Origin of the sequence: Aquimarina muelleri DSM 19832, assembly GCF_000430665.1 — a bacterium.
Classification (GTDB): domain Bacteria; phylum Bacteroidota; class Bacteroidia; order Flavobacteriales; family Flavobacteriaceae; genus Aquimarina; species Aquimarina muelleri.
This window is the reverse complement of the sequence record NZ_AUML01000026.1, coordinates 1-14,778: the sequence shown is the minus strand read 5'-3', so window position 1 is coordinate 14,778 and position 14,778 is coordinate 1. Positions and strand designations below refer to the sequence as shown.

The window sequence follows — 14,778 nt, the reverse complement described above, 5'->3', positions numbered from 1 at the left end:
TTCGATTTCCTTAATTTTAGTAAATCCTGTTTTTTCATATATCTTTAGATTTTTTAGGTTTTGAACACAACTTTGTTTTCATAGCCCAAAACCCAAAAGTTTCTTCTCCAATGGTAAAATAATGCTCTCCAGCAACCAAATATCCTTTCTTTTTATAAAACTCAACAGCCTGCTTTTTGATTTTTAGATTAGATAGCCAAAGGTAATTATAGTCGTTATCGATTACTTTTTTTATAACACATTCGTGCAATTTGCTGCCTATCCCCTTACCTTCATACCCTTGTAAGACATATATACGCTGTAGTTTACAAACATTAGTGTCTTTAATAAATTCTGTTGGGGAATTCAATTTTAACTTGGCATAACCAACAGGTACAGAGGAATCTTCTTTAATAGCTATCCAATATATATTTTCTGGTTTTTGTAAACTAGTAGTTATTTTATGTAATGAAAATGCCGAATCCAGATATTCATTTAAATTATTTGAATTTTCAAAAAATTCGCCATAAGATTCTTCAAAAGTTTTTCTTCCCAGATAAGAAATATGCTCTGCATCTTTTACTGTAGCTTTTTTAATATGTATCATTTGTTATCTTTCTCTTGGTTCTATATCTTTAAAAGTGTTTAAAATTTCTTTAAATGTATCTTCATGAATTGGCTTATATACTTTTTTACTACTTACTGGATATTTTTCGAGGCAACTACCTGTTAAACAATTTTTAGGTCTCGTTGGTCTTTTTTCAAAACCTCCCCCACAATTCGGGCACACATTATGCAAAATGGTATCTACACAATTTTTACAAAAAGTGCATTCAAAAGAGCATATCATTGCGGCATTACTAGAATTAAGCAGGACTTTATCACAATTCTCACAAGTAGTTCTAATATCTAACATTATTTATTGTTTTAAGGTTTATATTATTTTAATCCATTTAGGATTTGCTCTTTTTTTATAGTTTTTGGATAAAGAATATCTATTATTTATTATAATTATATTCGTATCTTATAAAGCCTAAAAATTTCTTTTGGGGATACATTTGACATATTATTAATGGAGGATATTGCTAACCAGCATAAAAACACTTTTATGTATATACTTTATTATATATTCTATTAACATCTTATTTTTCAACTTTTATTTTTTGACACATACCTTAAAACTTCCTCTGGGATTTTAGTATTTTCTGGTAGTTGTTCATCAGAAATCGGATCATATGCAACTTGTTTGATAGGTACAACTCCCGCCCATATCGATGAGTTATAATCATCTTTATCATCTACTACTCCTTCTGCCCTTATTTTAGCAGATGCTGTTTCTATATGAATCTCTAATACTAAAGTTGCATTAAATTCTTTTTCATTAGGTTGCCTTACATTATCCCAATGTCCAGGGATCATATGATTTAACACATATTTTAGCGCCTCCATTTTCTCTATAGGATCCTCTACTTTTTTTACGGTACCAAATATATTTACAGATCTATAGTTTGCAGAATGATGAAATGCAGATCTTGCAAGCACTAAACCATCCAAATGTGTTACCGATATACTTGCTGTTCCTGCTTCTAATAAACTTAACATCATTCGGTTTTTTAGAGATCCGTGTATATAAATTTTATCCCCTTTTCTAGCATATGCAGTAGGGATAACTATTGCTTGATGATTATATACATACGCTATATGACACAAAAAACCATCGTCTAAAATAGTATGAATAGTTTCTACATCATAAGTAGCTCTTTTTGAACCCCGAACTACTTTATTAAGGTTTGAAATCGAATATTCTGCCATAATTTATTTTATTTATGGTGCAAATCTAGTAGTTTTATGGTGTGTTGTTATACTCCAGTTTACAAATACTTAATAGTCCACTTATGTTTTCTTTTAAAAGTAATATTACTCTTACTCGAGGTTCTTCTCGTAATTTGTATCTTCAATTATGTGATCAGGTAATTAGCTTTATAAAATCAGGAAAAATTCCTCCATCTACAAAACTACCTAGTTCCAGAAAATTATCTGAAGATCTTCATGTACATCGTAAAACTATAATTGCGGCTTATGATGAATTAATTTCTCAAGGATGGATTGAAACCATACCCTCTAGAGGAACTTTTGTTACTAGCTCCCTACCGCTTGTTCAGCCTAAAAAGTTTAATTTTTCAGCTTTAAATAATATAGCTAAAGAAAAAAGTGGTTTTTCTTTTGTTACCAGACCTCATTTACTAAGGAAATTAAATGCAAAAAATAGCTTAGAAACATTAATTATAGATGATGGTATTCCTGATCATCGATTAGCACCTAACGAAGAAATAGGGAGGATATATCGAAATATTACGAAAAAAAGCTACCATAAAAATCTCTTAACTTATGGCTCTATATACGGAAACACAGAGCTACGAAACAATTTAGTTTCTTATCTTAACGAAACCAGAGGTTTAAATGTAAGTATGGATAATATCTTAATTACTCGGGGAAGCCAAATGGGTATTTATTTAGCAAGTCAATTATTGCTTACTAATAAAAATCGAATTATTACTGGATCAACTAACTATATGACTGCAGATAATACCTTTACAGAAGCGGGCGGAATTATAGAGCAAGTTCCCACAGATAATGATGGTTTAGATACTATTGCAGTCGAAAAAATTTGTAAAATCAAAAAAATAAGTGCTGTTTATGTTACGTCTCATCATCATCACCCTACTACTGTGACTTTATCTGCAAAAAGACGAATGCATTTATTACAACTTGCACAACAATATAACTTTGCTATTATTGAAGATGACTATGATTATGATTTTCATTATAGCAACTCTCCTATTCTTCCTTTAGCTAGTAATGATACTAATGGTAATGTTATCTATATTGGAGGATTTACCAAAATTATTGCTCCTGCTTTACGAATTGGATATTTGATTGCTCCAAAAGATTTTGTGGATGAAGCTGCAAGGTTAAGACGTATTATAGACAGACAAGGAGATACCATATTAGAACAAACTCTTGCACAAATGATACATACTGGGGATATACAAAAGCACTGTAATAAAGTAGTAAAGATTTATAAAGCCAGACGAGACTTATTTTGTTTGCTCTTAAAAGAAAAATTAGATAATTATTTTGATTTTGAAGTTCCTAAAGGTGGGATGGCAGTTTGGGTAACTTTAAATAAGGCATATAACTGGGATATTATTTGCTCAAAAGCGAAAGCTGTACAACTTGAAGTAACTCCCGACTGGAGGCGTTATGACAATGATAACTCTGGGCACAATGGTATTAGAATGGGATTTGCATCCTTAAATGAAGAAGAAATCCATGAGGCAATTAATCGATTGGTAACGGTGTTTGAAAAACTATGATACCAACTAAAAATTCCTTATTCTTTTACATATGATTACTTCATTATAATCTTATTATAACAACTGTAACGAATTAAAACCATCCTCTACTCTACTTCCAAATCATATTTTACCAAAAGACCCATAAGCCCTTGGGTAGTAAATTTAGCTTTTTTAAGAGTATTAGATTCTGGATCTATCACAAAATTTTTGGCAGTTCTAAAATCTACTTTTTCAGCAATAGTTCTTTCAAAAATAGCTCCAGTTAAATCACTGTTATCTAATTGTGATCCTGTAAGAATGGTTTCTGTAAAATCAATTTCTTTCATGCTACAGTTTCTAAAAATCGTTTTTTTTATATTAAAGTTATAAAAAGACACATAATCTAGATTACAACCGTTAAACTCTACTGCAAATAAAAAATTATTACAAATACTAAAATCTGTGCCTAACATTTTACAATCCATAAAATTTACATCTTGAAACGAAGTTTCTTTTAACATAGTTCCATTAAAATTGCATGTATCGAATTTACATTCTAAAAAAGTTACTACAGACATATCTGTTTTAGAAAAATCACATTTCATAAATATGCAATTATCATATTCTTTGGCAGGTAATTTCTGATTTGTAAAATTTTTATTCTCAAAAGTTTGATCAAGGATAAGATTACTCATTTATCAATAGTTTTATTATACTTTTGTTTACCAAATACAATGCTCTTTTAACTCTAATACAAAATTCTGTATCGCATTTGATATTTGACAGAATTATTATGATAAATTTCACAAAATTAGATTACAAACACAGTAGTTTTATTTATTAATCGTTATAATAAATCATAGCACTATGCCTATGATCTCTATGCAAAAAAACAAAAAATATAAATTAGCTAAGAGGGTTTTGGTCACTATTATTGTTATTGTAACTTTAATAGTATCCTTAATCCTTTTTATTCGAAGTAAATGGGGGCAACAGATAATTGTTGAGAAGGCAATTACTTATCTTTCAGAAAAAACAAACACTAAAATTAATATTGATAAACTATACCTTACTTTTTCTGGTAATTTATTAATGAAAGGTTTTTATATTGAAGATCAAAAAAAAGATACTCTTCTATATTCAAAAAAATTAGAAGCGTCCATAGGCATAATACCATTAGTACAAGGAAAATCTCTAAATTTAAAATCTCTGGACTGGTCTGGTGTAGTTGCCAAAATTTCTAAAGAAAACGGAGCTAAAAATTATAATTATGATTTTTTGATAGACGCTTTTTCTTCTAATACAGATACTATATCCTCTCCTCCAACATCCGATTCCTTTAAGATTTCATTGGGCACTATTACTTTAAACTCTATAAAGCTTAATTTTAATGATAAAGAGTCAGGAATGCAAAGCTTTTTAAATTTAGGGAGTTTACACACTAATATTCAAAATTTTGATTTGGATGAAATGAGGTTCGAGTTAAATGATTTTAATATATCAAACACCAATATAGTATACAAACAAAATAAATCAATTGTAGAAAAACAATCTTTACAAGAAACTATTCTACCATATATAAAAGCTAAGAATATTAACTTTAATAATATTATTTTATCCTATGTTTCAGAACCAGAAAAACAAGATCTGTATACCAAATTAAATAAAGTTCAAATACAAAGTTCTGAACTAGATCTAAATCAGAAAAACATTTCTGTTTCTTCCTTTTTAATAGAAAACTCTACTATTAACTTTAAAGATTTAAAAGAATCTGAAAATAACAAGGATAAAATATCTAAAAATAATAATCCAGAATTTAAATGGCCAGACTGGAAATTAAAAATAAATGAAATTGTATTAGAAAACAATCAAATAAGCTATACGTCTAGTAATAAGCCCGTACAAAAAAATGTTTTTGACCCTAAATCTATTGCACTTACTGATTTAGATATAAAACTATTGGATATATATTTAGAACCAGATAATTTTACTATTAATGTAAATAATGTATCGTTTAGAGATCGAAGTGGTTTCTCTCTTCGGCAATTTAATGCAAAATTAAAGGCAACAAATTCTTTTCTTACCATAACAGATTTAAAAGTAAAAACAAACCAAAGTAGCATCCTAGGAAACCTAAATGCTGATTTTACAACTATACATGATTTTATCAATACACCCGGAAAAAGCAGAGTTAAATTGTCTCTTTCTAAGATACAAGCCTCTGTTAAAGATGCATATTTCTTTCAACCTTCTTTAAAGGAAAACCTATATATCCAAACACTTTCAGAAAAAGAAATCAAAGGTAGTTTGTTTGCTAACGGACAAATTAATAATATATCCTTTGATCGTTCTTTTTTACAATGGGGAGATGCTACTAAAATGTCTTTGGATGGAAATATAAAAAATGTTACCATACCAGATTCTATATCTTTTGATGTAACAAAGGCTTTTGTGAATACTCATAGAAAAGATTTGATTCGCTTTATTTCAGAAAAACAACTGTCTATCAAAATACCAGATTCTGTTTCTTTACATGCAAAAGGAAGAGGAACACTACAAAGTATTTTGGGTAATGCACAACTATCCACTTCACTTGGGGATATTTTAGTAAATGGAACTTTTAAAAATCAAAAAAGTATTAATTTTGATGGAACTATAGATGTTAAAACACTTCGACTTGATCAAATTTTAAGCAATAAAGAATTAGGTGCTGTTTCTTTTACTGCTGATATATCTGGTTCAGGAACTTCTGTAAACACTTTAAATGCTTCTTTACAATCCAATTTTCAAAAACTTGATATTAAAGGATATGACTTTTCTGCATTGCACCTTAATGCAAATATAAAAAATGGTATAGGACAACTAAAAGCTGATTTTAAAGATCAAAATCTAAATCTAAATGCTATTGCCGATATACAATTAGATACCATAACTCCAAGATTTGATATGAAAGCAAATATTATTGGAGCAGATCTATACAAATTAGGCATTACTAAAAAAAGTATCAAAACAAAATTTGATCTACACACTATATTTGAAGGGAGTTCTGAAGAGTTCACTTTAAAAACAGATGTTTCTAACGCTACCTTTGTGTACCAAAATGAACCCTATACTTTACAAAATGTCAATCTGGATATTCTAACTAATAATAAAAAAACAAACCTCACTATAAAAAGCGGTTTTTTAAACGGAAAACTTTTTGCTAATGCTGGTATTAATCCTGTAATGAATGCTGTAGAAAAACATTTTGCAAATTATTTAGTAGTTAAAGATATAGATACGATACAATCCAGTCCTGTAAAAATGGAATTAAATCTATCATTTAAAGAAACCTCTGTATTAAGTGATGTTTTAACTGAAGGACTCAAAAACTCGGATACTATTAGCCTGTATGCCAAATTTGATGAAAGTAACCATACTATATCTGCCCATATCAAAGCCCCTAACATTACTTATAATCAAAGTAGTTTAGATAACTTTAGGGTCAATATAGATGGTTCTGAAAAAAAAATAGGGTTTACTATGGGTTGGGATTCTATTAAGTCTAGTCCTATAGCCATTAATAAAACCAAATTTGCAGGAACTTTGTCCAACCAAAAATTACGTTTAAATTTTGATTCTTTTGATAAAAAAGAATCTCCCATTGCACATGTAGTATCTGAATTAGAGATAGCAAAAGACACTTTATATTTTCATGTAGACCCAGTTTCTTTAATTCTGGATAAAACTCCTTGGAAAATTCATAAAAACAACTCTATTATTATTGCAGACAAACATATCTTTTTTAAAGATTTTACTATCAAGAAAAATGAACAGGAAATAAACATAAATTCTGAAAGGCCAGATATTAAAAAGAGCCATGTTAATATTGATTTTAAAAAATTTAAACTTTCGCATTTTACGAATTTCTTAAATGAAACCCAACTATTGGTAGCTGGAGAAATAAACGGTGACATCTGTATAGAAGAGCCATTTGGTAAAACCGGTATTCTAGCAGACCTCTCCATACAAAACCTTGCTGTTACCGAAATCCCATTAGGAGATATTACCTTAAAGGCCAAAAGTAAAGAATATGCTTCCTATGATTTTGATCTCAAACTAAAAGGTAATCCTATAGATATGTATCTTCAAGGAGATTATATCGCATCCAAAGAAGGAGCAAAAATTGATTTAGATTTTGTGTTGAATAAATTAGATATGAAAACTGTAGAGAGTTTTGCAAAAAAACATATATCTAATACAACCGGAACACTATCAGGAAAAGCTAAAATAAAAGGAAGCATTACTGCTCCTAAATATAATAGTAGTTTTAATTTTAACAATACAGGGGCTATTATCAATACTCTAAACACAAAATTTATATTTCCAGAAGAAACTATTAATATAGACAACAAAGGAATTTCTATAAATCAATTTACTATTGAAGATGAAAATAAAAACAAATTTACCATAGACGGAAAAATAAAAACAGAAACACTATCTAACCCTATTTTTGATCTATCCTTAAAAGCAAATAATTTTAGAATTATAAATGCCTCCAAAGAAGATAATGATCTATTTTTCGGAAAAGTAAATATCAATACCAACCTTTCTATAAAAGGAGATCTTGTAGTACCAAAAATACGAGGAAATATAAATATTGAAGAAAATTCGGATATTACTTTTATCATACCAGAATCAGAATTAGAAATAAAAGAACAAGAAGGTGTTGTAATTTTTGTTAATCGCGAAAATCCCGATGCAATTTTAACTCGTGTAGAGAAAAACAAATCAGACTTTTCTTTTTTAAGAGGTTTTGATATTGATACTAGATTAAATGTAGGTAAACAATCCTTATTTAAAATAATAATTGATGAAAGAAATAATGATTTTCTTCAAGTATCTGGTGAAGGAGATTTTTTATTTGGTATGGAGCCCAACGGAAGAACTACATTAACCGGACAGTATAAAATAAAGGATGGAAAATATAAAGTAAGTCTTTATGATTTGGTAAGTCGCGAATTTGATATTGCTCCTGGAGGTACTATAACTTGGAAAGGAGACCCTCTAGAAGCAGAACTAGATGTTAGAGCCATCTATACTTTAGAAACTTCGGCATCTGCATTAATGGCTAGTAAAACGTCATCAAAATCTGCAGAAAATTTTAGTAACTATAGTAGAAATATGCCCTTTTTGGTATACCTTAATGTAAATGGTGAATTACTATCTCCAAAGATATCTTTTGCTTTAGATATGCCCGAAGATGAACAAGGATTGCTCGGAGGATCTGTATATAGTCGTATTCAACAATTAAATAATCAAGAAGAAGAACGCAACAAACAAGTATTTTCTTTATTAGTTTTAAATAGATTTTTTCCTGAATCTGGTAACGATGGTAGTAATGGAGGTGTTGCTTCTTTAGCTAGAGATAATGTAAACAAAGTATTAGCTGGGCAATTAAATAATTTTACAGATAAAATTATAGGCAAATCTAATTTAGATCTTAATTTTGGGTTAAACAGTTACTCTTCCTATGAAGGAGACTCTTACGATACCAAAACAGAACTAGAAATTAATGCACAAAAGAAATTTATGAATAATCGTTTAATTGCTCAAGTAGGAAGTACTGTAAATGTAGAAGGAAATAGCCAGACAACAGAAGAAGTTAGCCCTATTATAGGTAATGTTAGTTTAGAGTATCTATTGTCTGAAAACGGAAGATATAGATTAAAAGGCTTTAGAAAAAATGAATTTGAAAGTGTAATAGACGGACAACTTATTGTTACAGGGATTGCTTTTATTTTTAACAGAGAGTTTAATCAATTTAAAGAACTATGGAGTTCCTCTGTTAGAAAAGAATTAAAAAAAAGAGAACAAGAAAGAAAAGGTAAACAAAATAACAAAAAAGATAATTAAGTCTTGAAAAACGCATCAATACTCTATTTGTTACTATTCATAAGTATTACATATTCCTGTAGTATTCACAAATTTATTCCACAAGGAGAAAAATTATATGATGGTGCCGAGATTACCCTAAAATCTGAAGACACTATAAACCATATCCATAAAATAAAGGAAGAGTTAGAAACAGTGATACACCCCAAACCAAATACTACCCTATTGGGTATTAGACCTGGTCTTTATTTTTTTTATAAAACTCAAAAACAAAAACCTGGTTTTATATATAAATTTCTTAATAAAAAATTTGGAGAAAAACCTGTTTATTTATCTAATATTAATAAAGAAAAATCAAAAGAACTATTAGACAATAGACTTAAAAATAGAGGTTTTTTTAAAAATGAAATATCTTATAAAATCACCGATAATAATAAGACTGCTAGAATAGAATACGCTATAATTACAAAAAAACCATATACACTAAAAACCTATCAAATAGATAGTATGCCTTTTGCCATACAAAGAGATATAAAAGAAACAATGAATAAATCTCTTATTAAAAAAGGAGATAGGTTTGACCTATCCTTATTCAAAATAGAACGTGAAAGAATAGACAGAAAGTTAAAATCAAAAGGATACTATAACTTTAATGCTGACTTTTTAATTTTTGAAGCAGATACCAATCGATATAAAAATAAAAAATTCGATCTTTTTCTTCGATTAAAAAAAGAAGTGCCAAAAAAATCTATAGTTCCGTATAGTATTAATTCTATTAATGTATACCCTAATTATTCATTAGAAACAGAAGGAGTTATAAAAGACACAATAGTACATAATGACACCAAATTTATACAAGACACTGTATTTTTTAAGCCAAAACGATTATCCCCTCATATCCTTTTTAAAAAAGGACAGCTTTATAATCCAAAAACATCTAAACTAACTAGTAATCGTTTATCTTCTATAGGAACCTATAAATTTGTAACCATTAGATATAAAGAAATAGATAGTATAAATGATGGAATAACTCCCAAAAAAATAGATGCTAATGTGTATCTTTCTCCCCTAAACAAAAGAGCCTTACGATTAGAACTTCAAGGAGTTTCTAAGTCCAATAGTTTTATTGGCCCTACCCTATTAGCACGTTATAGTAATCGCAATTTATTTAAAGGAGGAGAAACCTTTAACTTAACTACAACAGCAGGTTACGAAACTCAGATAGTTAGTGGAGAAAATGCTGGGTTAAGTAGTATTCAATTAGGAGTAAAAGGAGATCTTATTTTTCCTCGTGTTTTATTTCCTGTTAATATTGGTAATGATTTTAAATATGCTATTCCAAATACAAAAATAAGTATTGGAGGAGAATTTCTAGATAGAAGTAAATTGTACAGTTTATTTTCAGTAAACACTTCATTTGGGTATAATTGGAAAGCAAACCGTTTTGTCTATCATGAGTTAAACCCTATTAATATAAATTATGTCAATCTTTCTAATACAACACAAGAATTTGATGCTATCCTAAAAGAAAACCCTTTTTTAAGTAATAGTTTTCAACAAAAATTTATAGCAGGACTTACTTACACATTCATATACAATGAGTTAAATGATAACAGTATTAAAAAACCTATTTTTTTTAATACTAATATTGATATTGCAGGAAATACATTAAGCATTTTTGATAAAAATAATAGTGAAGAACCTAATACATTCCTTGGTTTAGAATATGCCCAATATGCAAAAGTAGATGTAGATTTTAGATACCATTTAAAAATTGGTAAAGACCAAAGAATTGTGACCAGATTATTTGCAGGATTAGGACTACCATACGGTAATTCTGAAACCTTGCCTTTTTCTAAACAATATTTTTCTGGAGGGCCATATAGTGTACGTGCATTTAAAAGTAGATCTTTAGGCCCAGGGAGTTATGTCCCTAAAAATAATGATACCGGAGAGTTTTTTGATAGAGTTGGAGATATTAGGTTAGAAGCTAATATTGAATACCGGTTTCCCTTATTTTCTTATTTTAAAGGTGCTGTATTTGCAGACGCAGGAAATATTTGGTTAACCAAAGAAAACGAAGCTTTACGTAATGGTACTTTTTCTTCTGATTTTATTAGTGAACTTGGAGTTGGTACTGGAGCTGGAATACGAGTAGATATTCAAAACTTTGTAATTCGCTTTGACGCCGCTATACCTATAAGAAAACCTTTTTTACCAAAAGGAGAAAGATTTGATTTTAATCTTAAAAAACCTGCTTATAATTTTGCCATCGGGTATCCTTTTTAGTATACCAGTCATTGTTTCAATTTACTGGAAAAGAAAATAAAGATTTTATATTTGTTTTCGAGGCAAGCCTCGGAGAATTAAACGCCACACAATGTGGATTAAAAATATACGCTCTCTTTTTAAGGGAGAGCGTATATTTTTCTAAGACTTTCTTCTTTTCTTTTCTTGAGAAAGTAAATTTAACTCTCTACTTGTTTGCCCTGCAACAGATGTATTTTCTTCAGCCCTACGAATTAAATATGGCATGACATCTCTAACAGGGCCAAAAGGAAGGTATTTTGCTACATTATACCCAGCTTCAGACATATTAAAGCTTATATGATCACTCATACCAAATAATTGACCAAACCAAACTCTAAAATCATTTTTTGCAATACCTAATTCTTCCATTAGCTCCATTGCTATATAACTGCTATTTTCGTTATGAGTACCTATAAAAACAGAGATGTCATTTAAATTATTAAGAATATATCTCATGGTTTCATTAAAATTTTCATCGGTATGCTGCTTATCTTTACAAATAGGTGTTGGGTATCCTTTTTCTTTAGCTCGTTCATTTTCTTTTTCCATATATGCACCACGAACAATCTTAACACCTATTTTAAAATCGTATACTCTAGCCTCTTCATGTAGTTTCTTTAAATACTCTAAACGATCATGTCTATACAATTGTAATGTATTATAGACAATAGGTTTTTCTTTATTATACTTACGCATCATTTCGGTTACCAAATCATCTGCTGCATCTTGCATCCAGCTTTCTTCTCCATCTATCAGTAAAGCTACATCACAATCGTATGCTTTTTTACACACCATATCAAACCGTTCTTTGATACGTTTCCATTCTTTTTCTTCAGATTCTGTTAATGGAATTCCTTCTGTTTTCTTTTGCCAAACTAAAAAACGACCAAAACCTGTTGGTTTAAATACGCCAAAAGGCATTGCTTCTTTTTCATCGGCAAATTCTAATAGTTTTAAAGTTTTATTTAATACTGCATCAAATTGTATTTCTTCTTCCTTACCCTCTACAGAATAATCCAATACAGAACATACCTTTTTATCATACATTTTGTCTACCACCGATAAACAATCTTCCTCACTAACTCCACCACAAAAATGGTCAAAAACAGTAGCTCTAATCAACCCCTCTACTGGTAAGTGTGCTTTTATAGCAAAATTTGTAACTGCGGTTCCTATTCTAACTAAAGGCTCGTTAGATATCATTTTAAACAGAAAGTATGCTCTTTCTAACTCTGAATCACTTTTTAAAGCAAATGCAGTTTCAGTATTATCAAACAATTTATTTTGTCTCATCAAAAGTTAATTTATAGAATCTTCATTTTTTAAAGCATATTTATAGAAATACCTCAGGTTTCTATAAATATAAAAGCACTTATTTTATAATATCTGCAAATATAGAACTTGCGGGTTTATTTTATTACAAATTCTGCTTAATTTCGCACTTGTTAATTTTACATTATTATGAAACCGATAATCTCAAAAGATTCCGTTGTATATTTTAGTCAAGAATGCTATACTGCTTTAAACTCCTATTTAGATACAGCCAACCATTCAAAAATATGCATCCTTGTAGATAACAATACTCATGAGCACTGTTTATCTTTATTAATGAGTAAAATTGAAAAAGAATATGATATTGAAATTATCGAAATCGAAAGTGGTGAAATTCACAAAAATATTGAAACCTGTAGTGGTATCTGGAATGCCCTTTCTGAATTAGGAGTAGACAGAAAAGGATTAATGATCAACCTTGGTGGTGGTGTTATTACTGATCTTGGTGGTTTTGTAGCTTGTACATATAAAAGAGGTATTAGCTATATCAATATTCCTACTTCTTTATTAGCAATGGTAGATGCTTCTGTTGGAGGAAAAACAGGTGTAGATCTAGGTAATTTAAAGAATATGGTGGGAGTTATTAGCGAATCTGAAATGGTACTAGTCGATACCGAATACCTAAATACGTTACCAGTAAATCAAATGTGTAGCGGGTTTGCCGAAATGCTAAAACATGGATTAATTCAAGATAGAAATTATTGGGAAAAAATAAGTGATCTTTCGCAACTTAATCTAGAAGATTTAGATCAAATGATCTATGACTCTGTAGTGATTAAGAATAAAATTGTAACCGAAGATCCTACAGAACAAAATGTTCGAAAATACCTTAATTTTGGGCATACTCTTGGTCATGCTATTGAATCCTTTTATCTCACTAATCCAGAAAAACCAACCCTTTTGCATGGCGAAGCTATTGCTATAGGAATGATAATGGAAGCATTTATCTCTGTAGAATTATTGTCCCTAACTATAGATGATTTGCAAAATATTAGTGATGTTATTCTTGCTACATTTCCAAAAATAGAAATCGATCCTAATGATCATCCTAAAATTATGGAGCTCCTTATCCATGACAAAAAGAATGAAAAAGGAAATATCTATTTTGTATTATTAAATACTATTGGAGAAGCTAGCTATAATTGTATTGTCTCTGACGAATTGATTCTTAATTCCTTTGCGTATTATAATTCGCTATAAAAAAAACTATTACCCCGCTTTATGCAGTAGAACTTCGTAATGAAGCTTGAATATGCCATAAACACAGACGTTTTCTTGATTTTAGCATCGCATCGCTATGGTTAAATTAAAAAACGAAGCAAAGCGTCTGTATTTACAGCAGCTACAAGATGTAATAGATTTTTTACTACATAAATAGGATTAACCTTAGTTCGGGTACTATTTGGATGTCTTAACCTGACTTATTTTAGATAAATTGAACCTGTAGGTTAATACTTTAGCTCTTTTACCCCATACCTGTAAGGGGGTACCCCCTTACAGGTATGGGGTCGAGCCCACTCCAAGGTAGTTCGAGCCGATACATTGATGGTTCGAAGGGTCATTATGCCCCCCTTTAGCCCATAAACAGACCCTTATAAGCGATAATTTTTGGGCTAAAGGCCCTATCAACCTGAGTTCGACGTAAGAAAAAAGGGTTTTTACTTGTAGAAAAAGCAGAAAAACATTATATTTAAGTATCTAACATTCAAATATTTAAATGAATTTCTGCTTATGATTTCTAAAGATAAAATTACTGAAATTTTCTTTTCTATTGATGAATTTTGCAAGGTTTTTAACCCTGCTTTAAAGAAAAGACAGCTTACTACAGGAAAAAAGACAAGAAATAGGAAGTTTACCATGTCTGCTAGTGAAATTATAACCATTACTGTTCTATTCCATTGTAGTGGCTATAGAACCTTCAAACACTTTTATATTTTTTACGTAA

The 14,778-nt window shown here is 29.7% G+C and carries 9 protein-coding genes and 1 pseudogene; 5 read left to right on the top strand and 5 right to left on the bottom strand.

Translation table 11 applies throughout. The annotated features are described in order from the left end of the window. Positions 1-34: 34 nt before the first annotated feature. The 3 genes from H527_RS0111295 to H527_RS0111285 form a co-directional block, all read right to left on the bottom strand. Positions 35-586 carry a GNAT family N-acetyltransferase gene (locus H527_RS0111295; protein WP_027412821.1) on the bottom strand — a complete coding sequence of 184 codons (552 nt, stop codon included), beginning with the start codon at positions 584-586 and terminating at the stop codon, positions 35-37. Positions 587-589: 3 nt separating this feature from the next. Further along, positions 590-895, bottom strand: coding sequence for a DUF1272 domain-containing protein (locus H527_RS0111290; protein ID WP_027412820.1), 306 nt, complete (start codon positions 893-895; stop codon positions 590-592). A gap of 233 nt (positions 896-1,128) precedes the next feature. After that, positions 1,129-1,791 (bottom strand): pyridoxamine 5'-phosphate oxidase family protein, encoded by a 663-nt coding sequence (locus H527_RS0111285; protein ID WP_027412819.1) that lies wholly within the window; start codon positions 1,789-1,791, stop codon positions 1,129-1,131. An 83-nt stretch (positions 1,792-1,874) separates the two neighbouring features. On the opposite strand from H527_RS0111285, the gene pdxR reads away from it, so the two are divergent. Next, positions 1,875-3,356, top strand: coding sequence for a MocR-like pyridoxine biosynthesis transcription factor PdxR (gene pdxR / locus H527_RS0111280; protein WP_027412818.1), 1,482 nt, complete (start codon positions 1,875-1,877; stop codon positions 3,354-3,356). Positions 3,357-3,442: 86 nt separating this feature from the next. Here the strand turns inward: pdxR and H527_RS0111275 are convergent, their stop codons facing one another. Further along, positions 3,443-4,012 carry a pentapeptide repeat-containing protein gene (locus H527_RS0111275; RefSeq protein ID WP_027412817.1) on the bottom strand — a complete coding sequence of 190 codons (570 nt, stop codon included), beginning with the start codon at positions 4,010-4,012 and terminating at the stop codon, positions 3,443-3,445. Positions 4,013-4,184: 172 nt separating this feature from the next. On the opposite strand from H527_RS0111275, the gene H527_RS0111270 reads away from it, so the two are divergent. Both H527_RS0111270 and tamL read left to right on the top strand, forming a co-directional pair. Next, positions 4,185-9,212, top strand: a complete 5,028-nt coding sequence (locus H527_RS0111270; protein WP_051316731.1) for a translocation/assembly module TamB domain-containing protein — start codon at positions 4,185-4,187, stop codon at positions 9,210-9,212. 3 nt (positions 9,213-9,215) lie between these two features. After that, positions 9,216-11,480, top strand: a complete 2,265-nt coding sequence (tamL, locus tag H527_RS0111265) for a translocation and assembly module lipoprotein TamL (RefSeq protein WP_027412815.1) — start codon at positions 9,216-9,218, stop codon at positions 11,478-11,480. Between the two features lie 141 nt (positions 11,481-11,621). On the opposite strand, the gene H527_RS0111260 is transcribed toward tamL, so the two are convergent. Next, complete coding sequence (locus H527_RS0111260; protein WP_027412814.1) at positions 11,622-12,794, bottom strand: proline dehydrogenase family protein; 1,173 nt, start codon at positions 12,792-12,794, stop codon at positions 11,622-11,624. A 168-nt stretch (positions 12,795-12,962) separates the two neighbouring features. On the opposite strand from H527_RS0111260, the gene aroB reads away from it, so the two are divergent. Together aroB and H527_RS24405 are read left to right on the top strand one after the other, a co-directional pair. Continuing rightward, positions 12,963-14,033 (top strand): 3-dehydroquinate synthase, encoded by a 1,071-nt coding sequence (gene aroB, locus H527_RS0111255; protein ID WP_027412813.1) that lies wholly within the window; start codon positions 12,963-12,965, stop codon positions 14,031-14,033. Positions 14,034-14,564: 531 nt separating this feature from the next. Continuing rightward, positions 14,565-14,778: pseudogene (locus H527_RS24405) on the top strand (IS982 family transposase); the annotation flags it as partial.